The sequence below is a fragment of the Janthinobacterium amylolyticum genome (assembly GCF_051380655.1).
Classification (GTDB): domain Bacteria; phylum Pseudomonadota; class Gammaproteobacteria; order Burkholderiales; family Burkholderiaceae_D; genus Janthinobacterium.
The window spans coordinates 566,295-593,017 of record NZ_JBNYXL010000001.1; the positions used below are offsets into that span (position 1 = coordinate 566,295).

General features: G+C 68.2%; 16 protein-coding genes. 15 read left to right on the top strand and 1 reads right to left on the bottom strand.

Annotated features, from left to right (window positions below; all coding sequences use genetic code 11):
• Nucleotide 1 precedes the first annotated feature (1 nt).
• From ACQ4WR_RS02645 to ACQ4WR_RS02715, 15 genes are all read left to right on the top strand, one after another.
• Nucleotides 2-3,358, top strand: coding sequence for a non-ribosomal peptide synthetase (locus tag ACQ4WR_RS02645; RefSeq protein WP_436485106.1), 3,357 nt, complete (start codon nt 2-4; stop codon nt 3,356-3,358).
• On the top strand, nt 3,355-7,914 hold the full coding sequence (locus ACQ4WR_RS02650; RefSeq protein ID WP_436485108.1) for a non-ribosomal peptide synthetase: 4,560 nt from the start codon (nt 3,355-3,357) through the stop codon (nt 7,912-7,914). Before ACQ4WR_RS02645 ends, ACQ4WR_RS02650 begins: the two co-directional genes overlap by 4 nt.
• Nucleotides 7,911-9,254 carry an MFS transporter gene (locus ACQ4WR_RS02655; RefSeq protein ID WP_102299373.1) on the top strand — a complete coding sequence of 448 codons (1,344 nt, stop codon included), beginning with the start codon at nt 7,911-7,913 and terminating at the stop codon, nt 9,252-9,254. Before ACQ4WR_RS02650 ends, ACQ4WR_RS02655 begins: the two co-directional genes overlap by 4 nt.
• A gap of 149 nt (nt 9,255-9,403) precedes the next feature.
• Entirely contained in the window at nt 9,404-10,204 is an 801-nt protein-coding gene (locus ACQ4WR_RS02660; protein WP_146012575.1) for a DUF6875 domain-containing protein, read from the top strand.
• Nucleotides 10,201-11,577 carry an FAD-dependent oxidoreductase gene (locus tag ACQ4WR_RS02665; protein ID WP_436485110.1) on the top strand — a complete coding sequence of 459 codons (1,377 nt, stop codon included), beginning with the start codon at nt 10,201-10,203 and terminating at the stop codon, nt 11,575-11,577. The genes ACQ4WR_RS02660 and ACQ4WR_RS02665 overlap by 4 nt, the downstream gene beginning before the upstream one ends.
• Entirely contained in the window at nt 11,577-13,100 is a 1,524-nt protein-coding gene (locus tag ACQ4WR_RS02670) for a glycosyltransferase family 87 protein (protein WP_436485111.1), read from the top strand. Before ACQ4WR_RS02665 ends, ACQ4WR_RS02670 begins: the two co-directional genes overlap by 1 nt.
• A 25-nt stretch (nt 13,101-13,125) precedes the next feature.
• Complete coding sequence (locus tag ACQ4WR_RS02675) at nt 13,126-15,366, top strand: carbohydrate binding family 9 domain-containing protein (RefSeq protein WP_436485113.1); 2,241 nt, start codon at nt 13,126-13,128, stop codon at nt 15,364-15,366.
• A gap of 114 nt (nt 15,367-15,480) precedes the next feature.
• Nucleotides 15,481-16,362, top strand: a complete 882-nt coding sequence (locus ACQ4WR_RS02680) for a decaprenyl-phosphate phosphoribosyltransferase (protein WP_436485115.1) — start codon at nt 15,481-15,483, stop codon at nt 16,360-16,362.
• Entirely contained in the window at nt 16,359-17,327 is a 969-nt protein-coding gene (locus ACQ4WR_RS02685) for a lysylphosphatidylglycerol synthase transmembrane domain-containing protein (RefSeq protein ID WP_436485116.1), read from the top strand. The genes ACQ4WR_RS02680 and ACQ4WR_RS02685 overlap by 4 nt, the downstream gene beginning before the upstream one ends.
• A complete protein-coding gene (locus ACQ4WR_RS02690) occupies nt 17,324-18,616 on the top strand; it encodes an FAD-binding oxidoreductase (protein ID WP_102299650.1) in 1,293 nt (430 codons plus the stop codon). Before ACQ4WR_RS02685 ends, ACQ4WR_RS02690 begins: the two co-directional genes overlap by 4 nt.
• The gene (locus tag ACQ4WR_RS02695; RefSeq protein WP_436485118.1) at nt 18,613-19,371 is read left to right on the top strand and encodes an SDR family NAD(P)-dependent oxidoreductase; all 759 of its coding nucleotides are present in this window, start codon (nt 18,613-18,615) and stop codon (nt 19,369-19,371) included. Before ACQ4WR_RS02690 ends, ACQ4WR_RS02695 begins: the two co-directional genes overlap by 4 nt.
• Complete coding sequence (locus ACQ4WR_RS02700; protein WP_436485119.1) at nt 19,368-20,093, top strand: 4'-phosphopantetheinyl transferase family protein; 726 nt, start codon at nt 19,368-19,370, stop codon at nt 20,091-20,093. Before ACQ4WR_RS02695 ends, ACQ4WR_RS02700 begins: the two co-directional genes overlap by 4 nt.
• A gap of 84 nt (nt 20,094-20,177) precedes the next feature.
• On the top strand, nt 20,178-21,443 hold the full coding sequence (locus tag ACQ4WR_RS02705; protein ID WP_102298631.1) for a PepSY-associated TM helix domain-containing protein: 1,266 nt from the start codon (nt 20,178-20,180) through the stop codon (nt 21,441-21,443).
• A gap of 402 nt (nt 21,444-21,845) precedes the next feature.
• Nucleotides 21,846-24,149 carry a TonB-dependent receptor gene (locus ACQ4WR_RS02710; protein WP_436485120.1) on the top strand — a complete coding sequence of 768 codons (2,304 nt, stop codon included), beginning with the start codon at nt 21,846-21,848 and terminating at the stop codon, nt 24,147-24,149.
• Between the two features lie 204 nt (nt 24,150-24,353).
• Nucleotides 24,354-24,779: a hypothetical protein gene (locus tag ACQ4WR_RS02715; protein ID WP_436485122.1), complete on the top strand. Its 426-nt coding sequence runs from the start codon at nt 24,354-24,356 to the stop codon at nt 24,777-24,779.
• A 99-nt stretch (nt 24,780-24,878) separates the two neighbouring features.
• Here the strand turns inward: ACQ4WR_RS02715 and ACQ4WR_RS02720 are convergent, their stop codons facing one another.
• Nucleotides 24,879-26,720 (bottom strand): glycoside hydrolase family 15 protein, encoded by a 1,842-nt coding sequence (locus tag ACQ4WR_RS02720; protein ID WP_436485384.1) that lies wholly within the window; start codon nt 26,718-26,720, stop codon nt 24,879-24,881.
• Nucleotides 26,721-26,723: the final 3 nt, after the last annotated feature.

The window sequence follows — 26,723 nt, forward strand, 5'->3', positions numbered from 1 at the left end:
CATGACCGATTTGAACCAACGCCTGGCCGGCCTTTCGCCGGAAAAACGCGCGCTGCTGATGCAGCAGCTGAGCAAGCAGACGGCGCCCGCCGCGCGCAAGGAAATCACGCGCCAGCCACGGCCCGCGCGCATTCCCGTCTCGCATGCGCAGAACCGCCTGTGGTTCCTGGAACAGATGGACCCGAATTCAGCCACCTACAACGTGCCGTCGGCCATGTGGATGCGCGGCCGGCCCGACTGCGCCATCCTGCAGCGCAGCCTCGATGAAATCGTGCGCCGCCATGAAGTGCTGCGCACGGCCATCGTCACCGACGACGTCGGCCCGCAGCAGCACATCCTGCCGCCGGCGCCCGTGCCGCTGCGCCGCGTCAGCCTGGAGCACCTGCCGGCCGCGCAGCGGCGCGAGGAAGCGGCCGCGCTGGCGCAGCAGGAGGCGGGCACGCCGTTCAATTTCAGCACGGGGCCGCTGCTGCGCGCCGTGCTCATCAGCCTGGACGAGGAACAGCACCTGTTCGTCATGAACGGCCACCATATCGCGCTCGACGGCTGGTCCTACACCATCATCTACACGGAACTGTGCCAGCTGTACGACGCCTATTACGCGGGCCTGCCGTCGCCGCTGGCGGACGTGCCGCTGCAATACGCCGACTACACGCTGTGGCAGAACGCCCTGCTTGACGACGAAGGCGAAACCATGCGCAAGCAGTTCGCCTACTGGCAGCAGCGCCTGGTCAGCCATCCGCCCGTGCTGGAACTGCCCGGCGACCGCCCGCGCCCGGCGCAGCAAAGCCGGCGCGGCGCGGCCTCCGTGCACCGCCTCGACCCGACCCTGTACGACGGCCTGAAACGCCTGAGCCGCCAGGAAGGCGCGACGCCGTTCATGGTGTTTGCCACCGCCTTCAAGGTGCTGCTGGCGCGCTACACGGGCCAGCTCGACCTCATCATCGGCATGGGCGTGGCCAACCGGCCGCGCCAGGAACTCGAAGCGCTGGTGGGCTTTTTCGCCAATACCCTGGCGCTGCGCACGGACCTGAGCGGCGACCCCACCTTCCGCGAGCTGCTGGCGCGCGTCAAGGATGGCACCCTGGGCGCGTACGCGCACCAGGACATGCCCGTCGAACGCCTGCTCGACGTGCTGAAGATCGACCGTTCGCTGAGCCACTCGCCGCTGTTCCAGGTGATGCTGTTCTTCCAGAACTTCCCGTCCGAGGAAATCCGCCTGCAAGGGCTGGTGCTGTCGCCGATCGAGCCCGGCGTCATCTCGTCCGGCACCTCGCGCGTCGACCTGACCCTGTTCGCCAGCGAGGAAAACAATGGCCTGGCCATGTACATCGAGTACGCGACCGACCTGTTCGACGCGTCCACCATCGCCGCCATGGCAGGCCACCTGCAGCAGCTGCTGCAAAGCGCGCTGGGCGACCCGGACCGCCGCCTGTCCGAACTGGAACTGCTCACGCCCGCCGAGCGCCGCAGCGTGCTGCATGACTGGAACGACACGGCGCGCGCGCTGCCTGCCGGCGGCCCGCTGACGGCGCACGCGCTGTTCGAGGCGCAGGCGGCGCGCACGCCGCAGGCCATCGCGCTGTCGCACCTGGGCCGCGAACTCAGTTATGCGGAACTCGACCAGCGCGCCGATGCGCTGGCGCGCCACCTGCTGGCGCGCGGCGTGCAGCCGGGCGAGCTGGTGGGCCTGTTCGTCAAGCGCTCGCCCGACATGCTGGTGGCGCTGCTGGGCATTCTCAAGGCGGGCGCCGCCTACGTGCCGCTCGACCCGATCTACCCGGCCGAGCGCATCGCCTTCATGCTCGACGATGCGCAGACGCGCTTTGTCGTCACGCAGCGCGCGCTGGCGCCGCTGCTGCCGGCCAGCGGCCCGGCCCTGGTGCTGCTGGAAGAAGCGCGCCTGAACGAAGTGGCGCCGCCGGCGCAGGTGCCGGCCGGCGAGACGGCCTACGTGATCTACACCTCCGGCTCCACCGGCCGTCCCAAGGGCGTGCGCCTGCCGCACAGTGCCGTCGTCAACTTCCTGCTGGCGATGATGGAGCGGCCGGGCATTACGGCCGCCGACCGCCTGTGCGCCGTGACCACGCTGTCGTTCGACATCGCCGTGCTGGAACTGCTGCTGCCGCTGGCCGTGGGCGCGCGCATCGAGATCGCCGACCCGGCCACGGCGGCCGACGGCATGGAGCTGGCGCGATTGCTCGACAGTTCGCAGGCCAGCATGCTGCAAGCGACACCCGCCACCTGGCGCATGCTGCTCGACGCCGGCTGGCAAAGCCGTCCCGGCATGGCCATGCTGTGCGGCGGCGAAGCGCTGAGCCGCGAACTGGCCGACCGCCTGCTGGCCGGTGGCGGCACCTTGTGGAATATGTACGGCCCCACGGAAACGACGATCTGGTCCAGCGTGGAAAAAATCGCCGCGGACGGCGCGCCGATCGCCATCGGCCGCCCCATCGCCAATACGCGCCTGTATGTGGCGGACGCCTTCCTGCAGCCGCTGCCGCCCGGCATTCCGGGCGAACTGCTGATCGGCGGCGCCGGCGTGGCGCAGGGCTACCATGCGCGGCCCGAGCTGACGGCGGAAAAATTCCTCGCCGATCCGCATTCGCCGGAACCGGGCGCGCGCCTGTACCGCACGGGCGACCTGGCGCGCTGGAGCCGCGACGGCAACATGGAAGTGCTGGGCCGCATCGACAACCAGGTCAAGCTGCGCGGCTACCGCATCGAACTGGGCGAGATCGAATCCGTGCTGGCCGAACAGCCGGGCGTGCGCCAGGCAGTCGTCATCTGCCGCGAAGACCGGCCTGGCGACAAGCGCCTGGTGGCCTACCTGCTGTCGCACGCGGACCAGGTGCTGCAGGCGGCCGCCCTGCGCGACGCCATCGCGCCGCAGCTGCCCGACTACATGCTGCCCTCGGCCTACGTGATGCTCGAGCACTTGCCGATGACGCCGAACGGCAAGGTCGACCGCAACGCCCTGCCCGTGCCCGACATCGAGGCGGCCCCCGGCGACAGCTATGTCGCGCCGCGCAACGGCGACGAGGAGCTCCTGTGCGGCCTGTGGCAGGAGGTGCTGGGCCTGGAACGCGTGGGCATCGAGGACAACTTCTTCAAGCTGGGCGGCCACTCGCTGCTGGCCACGCAGCTGGTGATGCGCGCGCAAAAAGCGTTTGGCGGCGAACTCAGCCTGCGTCTGCTGTTCGAGGCGCCCACCGTGGCGGCCTTCGGCGCGGCCCTGATGCGCAACCGCCTCGACAGCGTGGATGCGGGCGACCTGGCCAGCATGCTGGACCAGCTTGAAGGTCTTTCGGACGACAACATCGAAGCGCTGCTGGGCGGCGCACTGGAAAACACATGAGCCAATCCCCGATTCACGACGACCCGCGCCTGGCGCGGCTCACGCCGCAGCAGCTGGCCCTGCTGCGCCAGCGCCTGGCCGCCGGCGCCGCGCCGCAAATTTCCCTGCGCGACGCCGTGCGCGCGCTGCCGCCGCTGGCCGACGGCACGCCGCTGCCGCAGTCGCCGGCACAGCAGCGCATGTGGTTCTTCGAACGGCTGCAGCCGGGCACGGGCGCGTATCACCTGTACCAGCACTGCCGCCTGAGCGGCGCGCTGGACGCCGCCGCGCTGGAAGCGGCGTTTGCCGCCATCGTGGCCCGCCATGCGGCGCTGCGCACGGGCTTTGGCGAAGCCGGCGGCCAGCCGCTGCAGACGGTGGCCGCGCACGCGCCGTTCACCTTGACGCGGCTCGACCTGTCGCACCTCGATGCCGCCGCCGCGCAGGCAGCCGCGCTGGACTACGCGGGCGCCGAGACGCAGCGCCCGTTCGACCTGGCCCGCCCGCCGCTGCTGCGCGCCAGCCTGGTAACCCTGGCGCCGCAGGAATACGCGCTGGTGGTGGTGCTGCACCATATCATCGCCGACGCCTGGTCGATCAACGTGCTGTATGGCGAACTGCAGGCGCTGTACCGCGCCCACGCCTCGGGTGCGCCAGCGCCGCTGGAGGTGCTGCCAGCGCTGCCGCTGGCCTTCCCCGACATCGTGCGCTGGCAAGCCTCGCCGCCGCGCCAGGCCGCGCTGGCACGCCAGGTGGCGTTCTGGCACCAGGCCCTGGCCGGCAGCAGCGGCTTGCTGGAACTGCCGGCCGACGCGCCGCGCGGCCCCAGCCTGTCGCCCGTCGGCGAGCGCTACGCCTTTGCCGTGCCGCCCGCCCTGTCGCAAGCCGTGAAAGCCCTGGCGCAGGCCGAGGGCGCCACCCTCTTCATGGCCCTGCTGTCGGCCTTCCAGGTGCTGCTGGCGCGCCTGGCCAACCAGGACGACGTGGTGGTCGGCACGCCCGTGGCCAACCGCAATGCGCCCGAATGCGAACCGCTGATCGGCCTGTTCGTCAATACCCTGGCCCTGCGCGCCGACCTGTCCGACGATCCCGCCTTTAACGCCCTGCTGGCGCGCAACCGCCAGCACTTCCTCGACGCGCTCGCGCATGCGGAAGCGCCGCTGGAGCGCATCGTCGACGGCTTGCAGATCGAACGCGTGCCGGGCCGCAGTACCCTGTTTCAGACCATGTTCGTGCTGCAGGCGCCAGCGGCCAGCGCCAGTGAAGAAGAAGCGCAGGCGGCCTGGCACGGCTTGCGGCCCGGCCCGTTCGAGCCGCCGTTCAAGGCGGCCCGCTTCGAGATCACCCTGTCGATGATGGAAGCCGACGGCGCGCTGTGCGGCGTCATCGATTACAGCGTGGCGCTGTTCGAAGCGGCCACCATCGCCCGCATGGCGGAACAGTTCACGCAGCTGCTGGCCTCCATCGTCGAGGCGCCCGCCACGCCCGTGTCGCGCCTGGCCCTGCTGCCGGCCGCGCAGCGGGCACAGCTGCTGGCCCTGGGCGACGGCGGCACACCCGTCGATGCGCAGGACTTGCCCGATGGCGGCCTGTATGCGCTGGTGGCGCGCCAGGCCGCACGCGCGCCGCTGGCCGTCGCCATCGCCGATGACGGCACCAGCTTGCGCTACGGCGAACTGGTATTGGCCGTGAACGCGCTGGCGGCGCGGCTGCAGGCGGCGGGCGCCGGCCCTGGCAGTCACGTGGCGCTGCTGGCCGACCGCTCGGCGGCCGCGCTGGTGGGCCTGCTCGCCATCGTGGCGTGCGGCGCCGCCTACGTGCCGCTCGACCCCGCGCTGCCCGAGGCGCGCCTGCGCTTCATGCTGGACGACGCCGGCGCCATCGCCCTCGTCGCGCCGCCGGCCGCGCAGGCACAGGCGCTGAGCATTGCCGGCCAGCTGCCCGTGCTGGCCACGGATGCGCCGCCGGACGCCACGCCGTTCGCCGCGCCCCGCATTTACGGCGCCACGCCCGCCTACCTGATGTATACGTCCGGCTCGACGGGCACGCCGAAAGGCGTGCGCGTCAGCCAGGCCAATGTGCTTCATCTGCTGCACGCGTTTGCCCACGTCCACGACCTGGCCGGCCAGCGCGTGCTGATGATCCCGCCGCTGCAGTTCGACGCTTCCGTCGGCGACATCTTCCCCGCGCTGGCCGCCGGCGCCACCCTGGTGCTGCACGGCGCGCCGAACCAGCTGGGCGCGGCGGAACTGGAAGCGTATTGCGCGCGCCACGCCGTCACGGCCATCGACGCGCCGGCCGCCCTGTGGCGCCGCTGGACGGACGCCTTCGACGGCGCCGGCAATGCCACGGGCAGCGTGCTGCCCGGCCTGCGCCTGATGATGTTCGGCGGCGAAGCCGTGCCCGTGGAACAGGTGCGCCGCTTCGCCCGCCTGACGGGCAAGCGCGTGCGCCTGTGCAACCACTACGGCCCCACCGAGGCCACCGTCTGCGCCACCACCTTCAGCAGCGTGGACGGCGCCGGCCTGGAAGGCAGCGACTTGCCCATCGGCCAGCCGCTGCCCGGCGTGCGCGCGTATGTGCTGGACCGCCATCTGCAGCTGGCGCCGCGCGGCGTGGCCGGTGAGCTGGCCATCGGCGGCGCTGGCGTGGCGGCCGGCTACCACCGTGCCCCCGAATTGACGGCCGAACGCTTCGTGCCCGATCCCTACGCTCCGCAGCCAGGGGCGCGCATCTACCGCAGCGGCGACCTGGCGCGCTGGAACAGCGACGGCAGCCTGCAGTTTCTGGGCCGGCGCGACCACCAGGTCAAGCTGCGCGGCGTGCGCATCGAACTGGGCGAAGTGGAAAGCGCGCTGCTGACCTGCGACGGCGTGCAGGCGGCCGTCGCCACGGTGCTGGAAGTGGCGCCCGGCGACAAGCGCCTGGTGGCGTATTTCACGGGTCCCGGCGTGACGGCCGCCGCCCTGCGCAGCGACTTGGCCGCGCGCCTGCCGGACGCCATGCTGCCGGCCATCTTTGAACGCCTGGAAGCGCTGCCGCTGACGGGCAACGGCAAGATCGACCGGCGCGCCCTGCCCGCCCCCACGCAGGCGCTGCACGCGCTGGCGGCGCGCAGCATCGTCGCGCCGGCCACGCCCACCGAACAGCGCATGCTGGACGTCTGGCAGGCATTGCTGGGCCGCGAAGGTCTCAGCACGGACGATGAATTCTTCAGCGCCGGCGGCGATTCCCTGCTGACCCTGCCCCTGGTATTCCAGCTGCAGCGCGCCTTTGGCGTCGACGTGCCGCTGACGGCCGTGTTTTCCGCGCCCAGCATCGCCGCCCTGTCGCGCGTGGTGGACGACTTGCTGGCCGGCGTCGCCGCGCCCGCGCTGGACCTGGCCGCGCAAGCCGTGCTGCCGACCGACATCGACGCGGCGCGCGCCACGCCGCGCCATGCGGGTGCGCCACGCGCCATTCTCGTCACGGGCGCCACGGGGTTCCTGGGCGCCTGGCTGCTGCGCGACCTGCTCGACGCCAGCGCCGCGCAGCTGCTGTGCCTGGTGCGCGCCGACGACGCCATCGACGGCGCGCGGCGCCTGCGCGCCAACCTGCGGCAGTACGGCCTGTGGCAGGACAGCGATGCGGCGCGCCTGACGCCCTTGCCGGGCGACCTGGCCGCGCCGCGCCTGGGCTTGACGGACGACGGCTACGCCACCGTGGCCAGCCAGGCGGACGCCATCGTGCACAACGGCGGCCAGGTCAACTTCCTCGCGCCGTATGCCAGCCTGGCGCCGGCCAACGTGGGCGGCACGCTGGAAGTGCTGCGCCTGGCCACCACGGGTCCGCTGAAAGCCGTGCACATGGTCTCGACCCTGGGCGTGTATGTCAGCGCCGACTACCTTGATGCCACGGTGCGCGAAAGCGACGCGCCGCCCACGTCCGACAGCCAGCAAGGCGGCTACAACCAGAGCAAATGGGTGGCGGAACAGCTGGCCCTGGCGGCGCGCGCACGCGGCGTGCCCGTGGCGCTGTACCGGCCGGCCCGCATCACGGGCGACAGCGGCAGCGGCAGCGCCAACCTGGGCGACTATTTCAGCAGCTGGGTCAAGGGCTGCGCGCAGCTGGGCATGGTGCCCGACATCGCCGGCGCCAGCTACGACATGGCGCCCGTCAACCATGTCAGCGCCGTCATCGCCTGCCGCGTGCTGGCGCAGAACGGCGCCGGCGCCGACGGCACCTGGCATTTCCTCAATCCCGCGCGCCTGCCGACCAGCGCCCTGGTGGAAGGCTTGCGCGCCGCCGGCCACCCGGTGCGGCTGGTCGATTACCCGCAATGGCGCGCGGCCCTGCAGCAGGCCGTGAGCGCAGGCCAGGCAAATGCCCTGGCCAGCTTCGCCGCCCTGTTCCCCGAGCAGGCGGACGCGCGCGAGCCGGGCTTCGACTGCGGCGCCACCGAACGCATGGCCGCCGCGCTGGGCCACGTCTGCCCGCCGGCCGACGGCGCCCTGTTCGCCACCTACCTCGCCTATATGCAACGGCAGGGCTACCTGCCGGCCATCGGCGCCACACCACAAGAAAGGGCCTGCGCATGACCACCTCCACTCGCCGCTATGCGGGCTTGCGCGACTTTTTGCTGATCTGGTTCGGCCAGATGACGTCGGGCATCGGCTCGCGCCTGTCCAGCTTTGCGCTGGGCATCTGGGTCTTGCGCACGACGGGGTCGACCACCCAGTTCGCGCTGATCTTCGTTGCCATGGCCGTGCCGGCGCTGCTGATCGCGCCGTTCGCTGGCGCCCTCGTCGACCGCTGGGACCGGCGCCGCATCATGCTGTGCTGCGACATCGTCTCGGCCAGCGCCCAGCTGGTGCTGGCAGCCCTGCTGATGAACAGCCAGCTGGCCATCTGGCACATTTACCTGTGCGTGGGCGCCACGGCGCTGGCCAACGCCTTCCACGGCCCCGCCTACGCGTCGAGCATCCCGCTGCTGGTGCCGCACGGCCAGCTGAGCCGGGTCAACGGCCTGGTGCAGACGGGCGGCGCCATCGCCCAGGTGGCCGGACCGCTGCTGGCGGGCGTGCTGGTGAGCCTGATCAGCCTGCCCGGCGTGCTGCTGATCGACGCCCTGTCGTTTGTGGCCGCCTTCATCGCCATGCTGATGGCGCGCATCCCCCGTCCGCCGCGCAGCAAGGAAAGCGAGGGACAAAGCCTGTGGCGCGAAGCGGCGACGGGCTGGCGCTATGTGCGCGAACGCAACAGCCTGTTCGGCCTGCTGCTGGTCTTCGGCACCTGCAACTTCCTCTTCGGCATCGCCGCCATCACCATCACGCCGCTGGTGCTGTCGATGGCCGATCCGGCCCTGCTGGGCGTGCAGATGTCGATCGGCGGCGCCGGCCTGCTGCTGGGCGGCGTGCTGATGGCGGCATCGGGCGGCATGAAGAAGCGCATCAACGGCGTGCTGGGCTTTTCCCTGCTGGCGGGACTGGCCCTGGCCGCGCACGGCCTGGCGCCATCGTTCGTGCTGGTGACGGCGGCCGGCTTCATCTTCTTCCTGACCCTGCCCGTGATCAGCGCCTCGAACGATTCGCTGTGGCAAAGCAAGGTGCCGCCCGGCCTGCAGGGGCGCTGCTTCGCCATCCAGCGCGTGCTGTCGGAAGCGGCCATGCCCATCGGCTACTGCCTGGCGGGGCCGCTGGCCGAACACGTGTTCGAGCCGCTGCTGATGCCGGGCGGCGCCCTGGCCGGCTCCATCGGCCAGCTGATCGGCACGGGCGCGGGGCGCGGCATGGGCCTGATGTTCATCGTGCTGGGCTTGGCGATGAGCCTGGTTGCCATGCTGGCCTACAGCATCCCCGCCCTGCGCCGCGCCGACGAGCTGCCCGACGCCTGGACCCAGCCGCCGCCGGCGGCCGAAGGGGACGCGCAGCCCGCCTGATTCTTTCCCGGTAGTACCAAGCTGAATGAAAAAGCGCTGCCACGCAGCGTTGTGGGGACGCTTTTTCTTCAAAAACGCAATGCAATAACAAATAAACAACGATGTTGACCACGACCTCGCAACAACCACGACCCACTGGAGCAAGCAAGATGACTGACACAGACATGCTGCACACGGCACCGGCGCCCAAAAAGTGCCCGGTCGCCCATCACGACAACCAAGCCGCCGCGGCGCACGGTCCAGGTTACGGACTGATGCGCGTTTCCCAGGTGGCGCGCGACTATCCCAGCCATACGGCGCTGGCCAGCGTGCTGGAATGGATGCGCGCCTTCCTCGCCCGCAGCCACCCTGAACTGGGCCGCAAGGGTGCCGTTTGCCCCTTCGTGCCCGTGGCGCTGGAACAGGACAGCATTTGGATGGCCGAGATCGCCGAGCGCGAACCCACGCTCGACAGCATCTCGCGCGTGATCCTGTATTACCGCGACCTGTTCCTCGCCACCGAACCGACCAGCGGCCCGGACGCCATCAACAAGGCTTTCCTGGTGATCTTCCCCAACCTGGGCGCCGAGGGTGCGGGGGTGGTCGATGAAGTGCAGCAGCTGCTGAAGAAGGATTTCGTGGAAAAGGGCCTGATGCTCGGTGAATTCCACGCCAGCAACGAAAGCCCCGGCTTGCGCAATGCCGAATTCCGCCCGCTGCGCAGTCCCATCCCCATGCTGGCCATGCGCCACATGGTCGATTCGGACTTGCCTTTCCTGCTGCGCACGGCCTACGCGGCGCCCGTGCGGGCCGCCTATCTGCGCGCCTACCTGTTCCGCCTGGCGGGCAGCCTGGGCTGGTCGCGCTTCGAGCAGGCGCTCGACGGCGTGGTGGCCGCTGAAATCGAACAGTGGCAGGCGCGCCTGGGCGAACCCGATACCGATGCCGACGCTGCGGGAGAGATGGCATGAGCGCCGCCAACCACGTCCATCACGCCCACGACGCCCGCAGCGGCCGTATCGCCATCGTCGGCGGCGGCCTGGCCGGCTCCTTGCTGGCGCTGGCGCTGGCGCGGCAAGGCCATGGCGTCGACGTGTATGAACGCCGGGCCGACCCGCGCCGCCAGGACAGCGCAGCGGGCCGCTCGATCAACCTGGGCCTGTCCAAGCGCGGCATGCAAGCGTTGCAGATGGTGGGACTGCTGGAACAGGTGCTGGCGCATGCCGTCGTCATGCGCGGGCGGGTCATCCACGCGCCGGACGGCAGCACGCGCTACCAGGCGTACGGCAAGGATGACAGCGAAGTGCTGCATTCGATCGACCGCAACCTGCTCAACCACCTGCTGCTGGACCAGGCCGAGCAGCATCCGCAGGTGAAACTGCATTTCGAGCACCGTTTGCTGCGCGCCGACAAGGCGCAGCGCGAACTGGAACTGGAAGCGCCGGGCGGACGCCGCATCAGCGCCCATCCGGCCTGGGTGGTGGGCGCCGATGGCGCGTTTTCCAGCATGCGCCGCGAATTGCAGCACGGCATGCGCGCCGACTACCAGCAGGAATACCTGGAATGGGGCTACAAGGAGCTGACCCTGGCGCCGCGCGCGGACGGCAGTTCGGCCATCGAGCTGACGGCCCTGCACGTGTGGCCGCGCAGCCACTGCCTGTTCGTCTCGCACCCGAACCAGGACGGTTCGCACACGCTGACCCTGTTCCTGCCGTTCGAGGGCGAAGACAGTTTTGCCAGCGTGCGCAGCGAGGCCGACGTGACGGCGCTGTTCGCCAAGTACTTCCCCGACCTGCTGCCGCTGCTGCCGGGCCTGCTGGAACAGTGGTCGCGCCACCCGACCGGCACCCTGATCACCACGCGCACGGCGCCCTGGCGCTTTGGCGACTGGGCCGTGCTGGTGGGCGACGCCTGCCACGCCGTGTACCCGTTCTATGGCCAGGGCATGAATTCCGCATTCGAGGATTGCTGCACCCTGATGAACGCGCTGGAAACGGCGCAGGGCGACACGGCCACGGCGTTTGCCAGCTACGAGCTGGCGCGGCGCCGGCACACGGATGCGCTGGCGCAGCTGTCGAAATCCAACTTCACGGAACTGCGGCAAAAAGTGCAATCGCCGTGGTTCGTCGCCCGCAAGAAGCTCGACCTGCTGCTCAACCGCGTGTGGCCGCGCGGCTGGCTGCCCCTGTACACCATGATCGCCCACACCACCATGCCGTATGGCGACGCGCTGCAACGGGCGCGCCGCCAGGAAAGAGTCCTGCACGCCTCGGGCGCGCTGGCCCTGGCCGTGCTGGGCATCGCCGCCGTCGTCCTGTCCCTGACCCTGATTGGAGGTAACTGATGCATCCTGTACATTCACAAGGCCGCGCGTGGGAGCGCCTGGCCGTGGCGCTGCTGCTGTGCGCCTTCTTCGGCATCTGCGCGGCCGTCGCCGCCACTGCCCTGCAAGCGGCGCCGTCGCCGCTGGCGCTGCTGCCGCTGGCCATCGCACTGGGACTGAGCCCGGTGCTGGCCCGCCGCCTGCCGCGCGCGCTGGACGGCCTGCTGCGCGCGCATCCCGTGCTCAGCCTGCTGTGGCTGGCGCTGGCCGCGCTGGCCGTGGCGCGCATCGCCGGCGTCGCCCTGTTCATGGCCGACCCGCAGCAGCCGCAGCTGTCGGCCATCTGGTACGACCCCTTCTATGTCAACCACAGCTGCTTTTCCTCGTACTGGAAAGCTTCCGAGCTGGCCAGCGCGGGGGCGTCCAACATCTATGACAGCGCCCATTACGCAGGCAACGAGGGCCGCTTCAAGCTCGACGAGTACCTGTATCCGCCGCCGTTCCTGATCCTGCCGCAGCTGGCCGCGTCGCTGGGCGCAGGTTTTGTTGCCATGCGCGCCGTCTGGTTCGCCGTCGACGCGGCCCTGGTGGCGGCCATCATGCTGGCCGTCTGCGCCTGGATAGGCGGGGCCACGGGACGCCGCGCCGCCCTGCTGCTGCCGGCCGCCTGGCTGGCCCTGCCCACCCTGATCACCATGCAGACGGGCAACTTCCAGCTGGCCGCCATCGCCCTGGCCCTGCTGGCCATGCTGCTGTTCCAGCGCGGCAGCGACGAGGCCGGCGGCGCCGTCATGGCGCTGGCCCTGTTCAAGATCTTCCCCGGCGTGCTATGCGCCTATCTGCTGTTCTGCAAGCGCTGGCGCGCGCTGGCCTGGAGCATCGCCTTCTCGCTGCTGTACGCGGCACTGGCGTATGCCATGCTGGGCGCCCAGCCGTTCCGCGACTTCATCGGCTATGAAATGCCGCGCATCGCCAGCGGCGAAGTGTGGAGCTGGATGCAGCTTGAAGGCCTGGAAGCGGTGGTCGCCATCAATTACTCGGTGCCGGCCCTGGTGCTGAAGCTCAAGCTGTTTGGCGTCGACGGCATCGAATACCGCCACCTGGCCGCCGTGGCCCTGCTGTGGAGCGTGGTGGTGGTGGCGCTGGCCTGGCTGGCATCGCGCCGCGCCAGCGCCTATTCGCGCCTGGAACTGGCCGCCGTCTGGCTCGGCCTGCTGGGCCTGGCCGCCGTGCGCAGTCCCTTCGTGCCCGACGACTACGCGCTGTTCCCCGCCCTGTGGCTGTGGTGCCTGCTGGCCGCCGGCCAGCGCAACGGGCAAATGCACGGCGGCGTGCGCTCCGCCATGTTCGGCGTGCTGTGGCTGGCCTTTGCCATCGTCATGCCGATCGGCCTGGTGCAGCCGCAGCACCTGCCCCTGCTGCTGGCCGTCTCCACCGTCAGCCAGCTGCTGGCCCTGGCCTTCTGGCTGTGGCCCGTGCTGCGCCGCCCCGCTGCCATGCGCAGCGCCCCAAGCAATCCGTCCGCGTCGCCCGCGGCCGCCTGAATCCATTCCGAATAGAAAGCACATCATGAAACAAGCCATCCTGACCCCGTTGCGCCGCACCGCCCTGTGCCTGATGCTGGCCTTTTCCGCTCCCGTCCTGGCCGACGAGCGCCTGCAAATCCCCCGCGCCGCCCGCGCGCCCGTGCTGGCCGACTATGTCGGCAAGCTGCCGGCCGACGCCGGCGTGGAAATCAAGGGCTTCCGCCAGTACGCGCCCGGCGACGGCGAACCGTCGCTGCTGGAAACGAAGGCCTACCTGTCGTATGACGACGAACACCTGTACGCCGTCTTTGTCTGCAAGGATGACCCGGCCCTGGTGCGCGCGCGCATCGCCCGCCGCGAAGACTTGCCCGGCGACGACGCGGTGCAGCTGGAAATCGATTCCTTCAACGACAAGCAGCGCTCGTTCCGCTTCTATGCCAACCCGTATGGCGTGCAGATGGATGCCAAGCACACGGAAGGCCTGGGCGACGATTTCAATTTCGACACGCAATGGCAGTCGGACGGCAAGATCACGCCCGACGGCTATGTCGTCACCATGGCCATCCCGTTCAAGAGCCTGCGCTTCAGCCGCGCCGACGTGCAGAACTGGGGCATCGCCGTGGGCCGCATCGTGCCGCGCCTGAACGAGTTTTCCTACTGGCCCTACATCACCAAGCGCCAGGCCGCCTTCGTGCCGCAGCTGGCGCCCGTGCAGATACCCGAGCCGATCACGTCCGGGCGCAACATCCAGCTGATTCCGTACGGCTATGTCGGCCGCAGCCGCGCCCTGAACGGCCGCGACCCGGCCAATACCTTCTGGGAACGCGACGACAAGAACCAGGCGGGCCTCGACGCCAAGCTGGTGCTGGCCGACAAGTTCGCGCTCGACCTGACCTACAAGCCCGATTTCAGCGAAGTCGAGTCGGACGAGCCGCAAGTGCTGATCGACAAGCGCTATGAAGTGCTGTTCCCGGAAAAGCGCCCGTTCTTCCTGGAAAACTCGGGTTTCTTCACGACGCCGCAGCCGCTGTTCTTTTCGCGCCGCATCGCCGAACCCCGCTACGGCGCGCGCCTGACGGGCCGCGAAGGCCACTGGTCCGTCGGCGGCCTGCTGATGGATGATTTGGCGCCGGGCGAAGCGCTGCCGCGCGACAGCCGCGACTATGGCAAGACGGCGCGCATCGCCGTGGCCCGCGTGCAGAACGACTTCGCTGGCGATTCCAACGTGGGCGTGCTGCTGTCGGACCGCAAGTTTGGCCAGCAGAGCAACCGGGTGGCCGGCGTCGACCTGCGCTACAAGATCGATGAAAACTGGGTGCTGAGCAGCCAGCTGGCGCACAGCAAGTCCAGCCTGGAGGGCCAGCCCGACCACAGCGGGCGCCTGGCCTTTGTCGAAGCGAGCCGCTCGGACCGCAATTTCAACTATGCGGGCCAGTACCTGGACATCACGCGCGACTTCGATCCCGCGCTGGCCTTCATCCCGCGCACGGATATCCGCCAGACCACGCAGACGGCATCGTATTTGTGGAACTTCCCGGACGCGCCATGGCTCGTCAGCGCCGGTCCCAGCATCAAGGCCGTGGGCACCAGGGACCAGGAAAACGTGCTGCAGGACTGGTCCAGCGACGCGTTTTTCAGCGTCAACGGCTTGCGCGCCACCACCTTCGAGGCGCACAAGCTGGACGGCTTCGAGAAATACGCGGGCCTGGACTTCCGCAAGTCCGGCTACTCGCTGGCGGCCAGCACTGAATGGCTGAGCTGGCTGACGGGCTGGGTCACCGTGGGCCAGAACGAGGTCATCAACTACCAGCCGGCGCCCGGCATCGCGCCCTTCCTGGGCGACGCGCGCAGCGTCTCGGCCAACCTGAAGTTCACGCCCGTGGCCCAGTTCCGCGTCGAGCAGACCCTGTACTGGAACGACTTGCGCACGCAGGCGGGCGTGGCGGGCATGCCCACGGGCAGCATGGTGTACCGCGAACTGCTGTCGCGCACCAAGCTGCGCTACCAGCACAGCCGCTTCCTGGCCGCGCACTTGATCCTTGACTACAGCCACCTGAAGACCAACCGGGCGCTGACGGGCATCGAGGGCGGCAAGCGCCTGACGGGCGACCTGCTGTTCAGCTACGTGCTCAGTCCCGGCACGACGGCGTATGCGGGCTACACGGACCGCCAGGAAAACCTGCAGCTGATCGGCAATCCGCAGCTGCTGCAGCGCACGCGCGACCTCGACATGCACACGGGCCGCAAGGTGTTCGTCAAGTTCAGCTATCTGTTCCAGCTGTAAGGCAGGCCACCTCTTCCGGGGCGGGCCGTGCCTACGCTCGCCCGCCCCGGTATTTGCACGCAACGGGAGTTTGATCATGCAAGCACTTATTTACGCCGCCACCGGGAGCGCCCCATGCGCGCGCTGATCCGGCTGCTGCGGCCGCACCAGTACATCAAGAACGGCTTCGTCCTGCTGGGCCTGCTCTTTGCCACGCAGCGCGACGCCGCCATGGCCACCCACGCGGCGCTGGCCTTTCTGGCGTTTTGCGCCATGGCCAGCGCCGTCTACGTGCTCAACGACCTGCTCGATGCCGAGGCGGACCGCCAGCATCCGCAGAAATGCCGGCGCCCCATCGCCAGCGGCCAGGTCAGGGTGCCCGTAGCCTGGTCCGCCTGCGTGCTGCTGGCGGGCACGGCGCTGGCCCTGGGCGCGGCCATCGGCGTGGCCGTGCCGGCCCTGCTGCTGACCTACCTGGCGCTGAACGTGGCGTATTCGCTGTACCTCAAGCACGTGGTGATACTCGACGTCTTCGTCATTTCGGCCGGCTTCATGCTGCGCATCCTGGCCGGCACGGTGGGCATCGGCATCGCGCCCTCGCAATGGCTGCTGCTGTGCGGCCTGATGGTGACCCTGTTCCTCGGCTTTGCCAAGCGGCATGCGGAACTGATGCAGCTGGCCGCCGCCGGCCCCCGCGCCGGGCCGGGCGGCGCCTGCGCGCGGCCCGTGCTGGACGACTACAGCGGCGTGATGCTGGGCCAGTTCATCGCCGTCAGCGCCGCTTGCACCGTGCTCAGCTACAGCCTGTACACGGTCAGCCGCGACACGATCGCCGTGCACGGCACGGCTAACCTGATCTACACGGTGCCGTTCGTGGTGTACGGCATCTTTCGCTACCTGTTTCTGTTGCACCTGCGCGCGCAGGGCAACGACACCGCGCACGACCTGCTGACCGACCGCCACTTGCTGCTGACCGCGGCATGCTGGCTGGCGGTCACTTTCGGTGTGCTGCCATGAGCGGCGCACTGCTGTCGGGATGGCGCTACCGCGCCTTCCTGCTTTCCATCGCCATGGGCGCCGCCGGCTACCTGGCATTCTCGCTGTGGGGCGGCCTGCCCGCGCTGGGCGACGCGGCCGCGCGCGTGGGCGTGGCCGGCGCGACGCTGATGCTGGCGCTGTCGCTGCTCAACTACGGCCTGCGCTTCTGCCGCTGGCAGCGCTATTTGCGCGCCATGGGCCATGACGTGCCGTGGCGCGCCAGCGCGCGCATCTACCTGGCCGGCTTCGCCCTGACGGTGACGCCCGGCAAGGCGGGCGAGGCGCTGCGCGGCGTGCTGCTGGCGCGCCTGGGCGTGCCGCATGCGCACAGCCTGGCGGCGCTGCTGAGCGAGCGCCTGTCCGATTTGCTGGCGATTATCTGCCTGGCGCTGTTTGGCCTGAGCCAGTATCCGCCGCTGCTGCCGCTGGTGGCCGCCGCCAGCGCCGCCGCGCTGGCCGGCGTGTGGCTGCTGACGCGCGCGGCGCCGGCCCGCTGGCTGGCGGCCTGGAGTACAGCCAGGCCGGGCGACCCCGGCCTGCGCCTGCGCGCCCTGGCCGGCCACCTGGCCCGGCTGCTGCGCCAGGCGCAGGCTTGCCACGCGCCACGCCTGCTGGCCCCCGCGCTGGCACTCTCGCTGGCGGCCTGGGCGGCGGAGGCCCTGGCCTTCTACTGCCTGCTGCAGTGGCTGGACGCGGGCGCCAGCCTGCCGTTTGCCGCCCTGGCATTTGCCGGCGCCATGCTGGCCGGGGCGCTGAGCTTCCTGCCGGCCGGGCTGGGCGGCATGGAAGCGGCCATGGTCAGCCTGCTGCTGTGGCAAGGCATGGCGCCGGCGCAAGCCGTGGCCGCCACCATCCTGATCCGCCTGACGACCTTGTGGTTTGCCGTGGCCCTGGGCGTGGCCGCCCTGTCGTCGAGCCGCGGCCCGCAGGCGCAGCCGTCATGAGCGCGGCCGTGCGTTCCTGGAACGGCTTGCCGCAGGCGGCCCATGCACAGCAGCTGGCCCTGCATGCGCGCGATGCCGTGCTGCCGTCCGTTGCCGGCAGCCTGCTGGCGCACGGCAATGGCCGCAGCTATGGCGATGTATGCCTGAACGACGGCGCCAGCCTGCTGATGACGCGGGGCCTGGACCGTTTCATCAGCTTTGACCGCGCCAGCGGCGTGCTGCGCTGCGAGGCAGGCGTGCTGCTGGGGGAAATCCTCACCCTGGCGCTGCCGCAAGGCTGGTTCCTGCCCGTCACCCCCGGCACGCGACATGTCACGGTGGGCGGCGCCATCGCCAATGACGTGCACGGCAAGAACCACCATGTGGCCGGCAGTTTCGGCCACCACGTGCGCGCCTTCGAACTGCTGCGCTCGGACGGCAGCCGGATGCTGTGCGGGCCGCAGCAGCAGCCGCAGTGGTTTGCCGCCACCGTGGGCGGGCTGGGCCTGACGGGCTGCATCGTCTGGGCCGAATTGCAGCTGATGCCCGTCGCCAATGCCTACATGCTGGTCGAGGAACAGCGTTTCACGGGCCTGGAGCGGTTCTGGGAACTCAACGGCGCGGCCGAACGCGACATGCCCTACACCGTCGCGTGGATCGACTGCCTGGCGCGCCAGCCGCGCGGCATCTTCAGCAGCGCCTGCCACGCGCCGCCGCAGCAAGCCTTGCCCCTGTACCGGCACGTGCACCGCTGCATGTCCGTCACGCCGCCCGTCTCGCTGGTCAACGGCCCCAGCCTGCGCGCCTTCAATGCGCTGTACTACCACCGGCCCCTGCCGGCGTCGCCGTCGCTGCGCCATCACGGCAGCTTTTTCTATCCGCTCGACGGCGTGCGCGACTGGAACCGCATCTATGGCCGGCACGGCTTTTACCAGTACCAGTGTGTGCTGCCGCCGGCCAGCAGCCACGACGGCATCGCCGCCATCCTTGCGCGCATCGCCGCCAGCGGCCAGGGTTCCTTCCTGGCCGTGCTCAAGACGTTCGGCACGCGCCCGGCGCCCGGCATGCTGTCGTTCGCCCGGCCCGGCGCCACCCTGGCGCTGGACTTTCCCAACCGGGGCGCGGATAGCCTGCGTCTGTTCGCCAGCCTCGACGCCATCGTGGCGCAGGCCGGCGGCGCCCTGTACCCGGCCAAGGATGCGCGCATGCCCGCCAGCCTGTTCCGCGCCGGCTTTCCCGCCTGGCAAGCATTCAGCGCCTTTGTCGATCCGCAATTTTCATCAAGCTTCTGGAGAAGAGTCAACCCATGAGATCCTTGCAACGCACCGTCATTTTCGGCGCCACCTCCGCCATCGCCCACGCCACCGCGCGCCGCCTCGTCGCCAGCGGCGCCAGCGTCCATTGCATCGCGCGCAACCGCGCCAAGCTCGATTCCCTGCTGCAAGACCTGCGCGTGCGCGCCGGCGCCGATGGCCCGTACATCGGCGGCGAATGCGCCGACCTCGACGACTACGGCCTGCATGCGGGCCTGCTGGCGCGGGCCGACGCGGCCCTGGGCGGCATCGACGCCGTGCTGGTGGCCCACGGCTGCCTGCCCGACCAGCAGGCGTGTGCCGCCTCCGTGCCGCTGATGCTGGCCCAGTGGACCACCAATGGCGGCAGCGCCATGGCCATCCTGGCACTGGCCGCCAACCTGCTGCAGCCGCGCGGCCAGGGCGTGCTGGCGGCCATCGGTTCCGTCGCGGGCGACCGTGGCCGCCAGAGCAACTACATGTACGGCACGGCCAAGGGCGCGCTGGCCATCTACCTGCAGGGGCTGCGCCACCGCCTGGCGCCGCACGGCGTGGCCGTGCTGACCATCAAGCCGGGCTTTGTCGACACGCCGATGACGGACGGCCTGGACAAGGGCGGCCCACTGTGGGCCAGCGCCGACACGGTGGCGGCCGGCATCGTGGCGGCCATGCGGCGCGGCCAGGCGCAAGCCTACCTGCCCGGCTTCTGGCGCTACATCATGCTGGCCATCCGCCTGGCGCCGAACGCGGTATTTCACCGCACCCGCTTATGAACGCGGCGCGCAGCGTGCCGGAGCCGGCCGTCTTCCTGTGGCTCATCAACCTGGACGACCCGGCGCTCGACACGCTGGCGCCGTGCCTGAGCACCGAGGAGCAGGCGCGCGCGGCGCGCTACCGGGGCCACGCCTTGCAGCGCGGCTACCGGCGCGCGCGGGCCGCCCTGCGTCACATCCTGGCGCACCACACGGGGCAGCCGCCGGCCAGCCTGGCGCTGGCCGAAGGGCCGCTGGGCAAACCCGTGCTGCAACAGCATGCGCTGCATTTCAACCTCAGCCACAGCGGCGCGCTGGCGCTGGTGGCCGTCGCGTGCGTGCCCGTGGGCATCGACCTGGAGCAGGCGCGCCCGGATGTCGATGCGGCCGCGCTGGCGCCGCTCGTCTGCCACCCTGCCGAACGCGCTGCCCTGGCCGCCCTGCCGCCCGGGCAGCGCCAGCAGCACTTTTTGCAGCTGTGGACGCACAAGGAAGCGTATAGCAAGCTGCTGGGCACGGGCTTGCACAAGGATCCGTCCCTGCTGGCGTTCGGCCCGCCGCAGGGGCCGGCGCCCGTCACCGATGCGCAGGACGCCGGCTGCACGGCCTGGGTCTATCCGCTGTATCCGGCCGATGGCTACGCGGCCAGCCTGTGCCTGGCAAAACAGGGCGCCAGGCCAGTGTGGATGCGCTTTCGCGCCTGGCACGCCGCGGTGTTGCAGTCTGGACAAGCGCTTGCATAAAAGCCCCTCACCCTCGATAATGAGAATGCTTCGCATTTGTAGCCATGCGGATTTTTCAACAAGTTTTGCAGGGTTTCATCACGCATGCGCGCATTCTGGACTGTCATACACCGCTGGGCCGGCCTTACCGTCGCCCTCTTCCTCATCGTCGCCGGGCTGACGGGCGCCGTCACTTCCTGGGACCATGAGCTCGACGAGTGGCTCAACGCGGACATCATGGAAACGCCGGGCCGCGGCCCGCTGCAACAGCCATTTGCCCTGGCGCAAAAAGTGGCCGCCGCCGACCCGCGCGTGGAAGTCAACTACATCACCCTGGGCCTGGAAGAAGGCCATGCGGGCGCCTTCATGGTGCGCCCGCTAACCGATCCGGCCACGAACAAGCCGTTCGTGCTCGACTACAACACCGTGTATATCGACCCCGTCACGGCGCAGATCACGGGCACGCGCGATTCGACCGCCATTTCCCTGTCGCGCCGCAGCCTGATGCCGTTCTTGCGCCATTTGCACTACAGCCTGCACGTGCCAGCCTTCTGGGGCACGGACCGCTGGGGCTACTGGCTGATGGGCACGGTTGCCCTGATCTGGCTGCTCGACAGCATGGTGGCGTTTTATCTGACCACGCCGCGCCGCCTGCGCCCGCGCGCGCAGGACGAAGCGCCGCGCCATCGCGACGCCGCCAGCTGGTGGCAGCGCTGGAAACCATCGTGGGTGGTGCGCTGGGCGGCCGGCGGCTACAAGCTCAACTTCGATCTGCACCGCGCGGGCGGCCTGTGGGTATGGGGCATTATCGTCGTCGTGGCCTTTACCTCGTTCTCGCTGAACCTGTACCGCGAAGTGTTCTATCCCGTCATGTCGCTCGTCTCCACCACCACGCCGGGACCGTATGAAACGCAGACGCCGGCAGCGTATGGCACGTACATCCAGCCCGTCATCGGCTTCGAGCAGGCCGTGGACATCGCCAGGCAGGCGGCCGTGCAGCGCGGCATCACCTCGCCCATCGGCGGCATTTATTATGGCGGCAACTATTCGTTCTACAACGTCTCGTTTTTTGATCCCGCCGACGAATTCGGCACGGCCGGCATGGGCCTGTCGAACATCTATGTCGACGGCATGGATGGCAAGATCATCGGCCAGCACAAGCCATGGGAAGGCACGGCCGCCGACGTCTTCGTGCAGCTGCAATTTCCCCTGCACTCGGGCCGCATCCTCGGCATGCCGGGACGCATCATGATGTCCTTCATGGGCGTGATGGTGGCCATGCTGTCCGTCACCGGCATCGTCATCTGGGAACGCAAGCGGCGTTCGCGCCGGCTGCAGGCGAAAAAAGCCCGTGACATGCAACTGAATTAAGACCTGCGCCAGGCGCAAGCGGGCTGGCCGCCTCCGGGCCCCCGGCCCGCCAGCCCGCCTCGCCACACCTTGCCGCCGCATGCGCCCCCCAGCGCGCAACACGCACCACCATCCCCCCTCATCACCTTGCACCGAGTCGCTGGCATATGCCGGCCGCTTGCCGTGCGCCAATTTGGCAACTGGCCTGTCACGCCAGGCCCGGCCCCCGTAAATGCAGTTTACTTGCAATAGCGTCGAGCGCCAGCTATTATCGCAACTCACTTGCAACTCACTTGCAACTGGATTGCAAATAAGTTGCAACCAGGTTGTACGTGGATCGCCGCACGTCTGCAGCCTCCAGCGCCAGCAGCCCTTCCCGCCTTTTCAGAGAGACCTATGCGCCATCACGTATTCGCAGCCGCCATGCTGTCCACTTCCCCGCTCGCTTACGCGGCGGACGACGTCACCCTGCAGACCATCAAGGTCAGGGCGGACAGGCCCGCGACCATCGACAGCGTCGTCACCGTCGACAACGAGCAAGCCAATAACAGGACCCTGGGCGGCATGCTCGAACATGTCTCTGGCGTGCAAAGCAGCGCCTTCGGGCCGAATGCGGGCGCGCCCGTGATACGCAGCCTGAGCGGCAGCCGCGTGCAGATCCTCGAGGATGGCCAGTCCATCCTCGGCATGAATGCCATCAGCGGCGATATCAACATTCCCTTCGATCCCCTGTTTGCACGCAGCGTGACGGTCAACAAATCGTCCGACAGCGTGCGCTTTGGCGGCAATGCGATCGGCGGCAGCGTCGACGTCGATTCCGGCCTCATTTCGCGGAAGATGGAAGCCCAGGAGAAAGACGTGGAACTGGTCCTGCGCAAGGGCCACAACGATGCCGACGCCCAGGGTTTCCGCATGAACGTCAACGATGGCAAGCATTTCTCCACCAATCTGCAGATGTCCTTCCAGAAGATCGGCCATTACGACATTCCCGGCAACAGCAAGGCCGGCGTGTGCAACAGCCAGCTGTTTCCCGCGAAAGGCGGCGTCAATACCTTCCTGGCCGACAGTTGCCAGAAGGAAGCACGTATCCAGCAGGTCTACAACAAGTCCTCGCAGCCGTATATCGACCAGTTCATGACGGAAAACCCGGACTGGGCGGACGGCGATTTTTCCTTTTATACCAATGACCCGACGTCCGTCTGGCAGCGCAAGACCTACGTCAATCCCGCCAATCCCGCCTACGTGCCGGGCACGCCCAGGACGGTGCAGAACAAGATCAACAAGGACGTGACCCCGAACTACCGCAGCACCCTGGGCAACAGCTACGCCAGCAATTCCCACTTTGCCGTCGGCAGCACCTACTTCTTCAACCAGGGCTACGTGGCAGTCAGCCTCGACACCAAGGACAGCAAGTACGGCGTGCCCGGCTTTTCCATGGAGAACCAGTCGTTCGGCGCGAACTACGCCGAAGGCCAGCCTGTCGGCGTCGTCATCAAGCAGGATAAATATGCGCTGGAAGCCCTGCTGCGCGACCCGTTCCCTTACCTGGAAAGCGCGCAGCTGCGCATGTCGCGCCTGAACAATGCGTCGGGAGAGCGCCTGGGCGCAGCCAAGGCCAACGACTACCGGTTCGATACGCATCAGGCCGAGCTCCTGCTGTCGCACCGGCGCGCCGGCCCGTTGAGCGGCATGCTGGGCCTCGCCTACCAGGCCAGGGAAGTCAGCGGCACTGGGCCGCAGCTGTACCTGCCCAATGTCGACACAGGCAGCCACGCGCTATTCCTGAAGGAAAACCTCGACGCCGGCTGGGCTTCGTTCGATGCGGGGTTTCGCCATGAAAAAGTAAAACATGAGGTCCAGCAGAGCGGCTTCAAGACGGCGCGCAATGCGGCCAACGGCAAGCTTGAGGACAAGGAATTCAGCCTGAACAGCTATAACCTGGGCGCCTCCGCCAAGCTGGGCCAGCTGTTCGGCGTGAAGCTGCGCTACGCCTCCTCGGAGCGCGCACCGGAAATCAACGAGCTGTACGCCAGCAACCGCCACTATTCCATCATGACCCAGGAAGAGGGAAACCAGAAGCTCAAGGCCGAACGGGCGAAAAACACGGAACTCACCGGCCTGTTCGGCAAGGGCGGCTTTACCTTGTCCGCCACCGGCTACGTCATGAAGTATGAAAACTTCCTGTATCTTGGACATTCGGGACTGCAGACGGCCAACCGCCTGCCCCTGAAGTACTGGAAGCAGACGGATACGACGGTCAAGGGCTTCGAGGTCGATGCATCGCAGCTGATTCAACTTGGCGCCTTCGGCAAGCTGAACCTCTCGGCATTTGCCGACCTGGTCAAGAACAAGGCGGACTATCCGGACAAGCTGCGCGCGCACAACGACGGTGAATACCTGCCCAACATGCCCACCAACCGCTACGGCGCCAATGTGCTGTGGGAAAACCAGGGCTGGAAGTCCCGGCTGTCGGGCACCCGCTATGACAAGCAGAAGTATCTGGGCAAGAGCGTCAGCACCGAAGTGCCGCTCGATGGCTACACCATGGTGAACTTCCAGGTCAGCCGCGCCTTCCAGCTGCCCAATTCGCCCGTGCGGGAAATCGAAGTCTTCCTCAGCGCCTCCAACCTGCTCGATGAAGATGCGCGGCCACATAATTCCCCGCTCAAATACATCGCGCCCTTGCCGGGCCGGGGGTTTCAGCTGGGGGTGACGGGCCGGATGTAAGCACGACAGTTAGCACTTAAGTAAGCACGTCAGCAAGCACGTCAGTAAGCACGCAAGGCCAGGCGCCGGCAGCACGCCGCATGGCGCCTGGGCCATCAGCGCCTGGCTCCCCGATGCCATATACGCGGTGCAAATTTGCTTCAGTTATGCAATCATATTGCTTACCAACAAGCAACACGCTGACTATGAGCAGAAGGGAAGCAGATGGAGACAGCCGATGAAGTACGCCATATTTTGACTTATTTGCATGGCTATTTTGCCATGTTCCGTGCGCAGGACGGGCAATGGGGAAAACTCACCAGCAGCAAAGCCTTTGAAAAATTACCTGAGACTAGCGCACTAAGGAAAATTGCTGATCACACTCATCAGACCGTTCAGTATCTGAGCCGAAAGCTGTCGCACTACAGCGGCAGCTTGCAAGAGGCAAATCATCTCGACCAACTGCGGGCAATGCTCCAGCGCCTGTCCGAGCCAGCCGACCATGCCGACCTGATACGGGATGCCAAGGCGGAAGTCTTGAAAAGCAGCCAGATCGAGCTAAGGGAGACGATCATTGCTCATCACGAACACCAGGTGCAATGCTTTGAAGGGCTGCGTCGCCTGCTCGTGAACTTGACAGCGCCATCCTGAGGCGAAAGGCGCCGCGCCGGCAAGCAAGCGATGGCGGCGGATGATCCAAGGCGCTGCCAGTGCCTGCTGCCGCTTCCGCCGCCCATCCTCCCCTCCGTCCTAGACGGCGCTATCCCACGGCGCCGACAAGCGCACCGCGCAATTGATCAGCCCCACCATCGAATACGTCTGCGGGAAATTGCCCCACATTTCACCCGTCACGGGATGCGTGTCTTCCGACAGCAGGCCAAGGTGGTTGCGTGCCAGCAGCATGGTCTCGAAGATCTTGCGCGCCTCGTCCTTCCTGCCGATGCGGGCCAGCGCGTCGATGCGCCAGAAGGTGCAGATATTGAAGGCCGTTTCGGGCTTGCCGAAGTCGTCGGGTGCTTCGTAGCGGCGCATATAGGGGCCGTCGCACAGCGATGCTTCGAGCGCGTCGACGGTGGCGATGAAGCGCGGATCCATGGGGTCGATGAAGTTGACTTCTGCCATCAAGAGCACGGAGGCGTCGAGGTCGCGCCCGCCCAGGCTTTCCGCGAAGGCCTGGCGCTCCTCGCTCCACGCTTCGCGCAGCAGGCGCTCGCGGATCAGCACGGCGCGGCTGTTCCAGTGTTCGGCGCGATCGGCCAGGCCCAGCTTGTGCGCGACTTTCGCCAGGCGGTCGCAGGCGGCCCAGCTCATCAGCATGGACGAGGTGTGGACGCGCGCGCGCGTGCGCAGCTCCCACATGCCGGCGTCCGGTTCCGCGTGCAATTTGAAGGCCTGGTCGCCCACGGCTTCCAGCGCGGCAAACTCGGCTTTTCCCGCCCGGTGGAACAAGCGGTGGTCAAGAAACGCTTGCGCGGCGCCCAGCACGATGTTGCCGTAGACATCGTGCTGGAAATGTTCCTGCGCCTGGTTGCCGACGCGCACGGGGCCATTGCCACGGTAGCCGGGCAAGTGGTCGAGCATGGATTCGGGCAACTGCTCTTCCAGGCCGATGCCGTACAGGGGCTGGATGTGCCCGCCTTTCGAGCGGGCGACGATATTCGTCAGCCAGCGCAAATACTCTTCCATGGTGCCCACTTCCGACAGGCTGTTCAGCGCGCGCACGACAAAGAAGGCGTCGCGCAGCCAGCAGTAGCGGTAATCCCAGTTGCGGCTGCTGCCGGGCGCTTCGGGAATGCTGGTGGTCATGGCGGCGATGATGGCGCCCGTGTCTTCATACAAGGACAGTTTCAGGGTGATGGCCGCGCGGATGACCACGTCCTGCCATTCCAGCGGCACGGCCAGGCGCCGCGTGTAGGTGCGCCAGTAATTGATGGTTTCCTTCTCGAAGATGCGCGCCGTCTCGTCGATGCCGCCGGCCAGGGTTTCATCCGGGCCCAGCAGGAAGTTGGCCGTGCTTCCCAGCACGAAATACGTTTCGCTCAGCACATAGTTGAGCGACACATCCGTGTTCAGGCGCAAGGTCTGCTCCGGTCCCACATAGCGGATGTGGTGGCTGCCCTGCGTGATCTGTGGCGCCAGCCGGCCCCAGTCGTAGCGGGGGCGCAGGCGCACGCGGATGCGCACGGCGCGGTCCAGCGGGCGCACCCTGCGGATCAGCATCAGCGGGCGGAACATGCGGTCGCGGCTGAGGAAACGGGGGGCGAAATCCGTGATTTCCACGCCGCGCCCATCCGTGTCGTACAGGCGCGTGCGCAGCACCGCCGTGTTGGGCTCGTAGAATTGCTCGCTGCGCGCGAAGTTCTCAATGTCGATGGCCCAGACGCTGCCATTTTCGGTGTCGTCCAGCAAGGTATTGAAGACAGGATCGCCATCGAAACGGGGCAGGCACGACCAGACGACCTGCCCTGCCTGGTCGATCAGGGCGCTGAAGGCGCAATTGCCCACCACGCCGCAATTGAGCGACGCCTGCGCGGGCGGCTTGCTGGCGGTGGGCGCGTTGGCGCCGCTGGGGGTGTCATACGATGTCGTCATCAT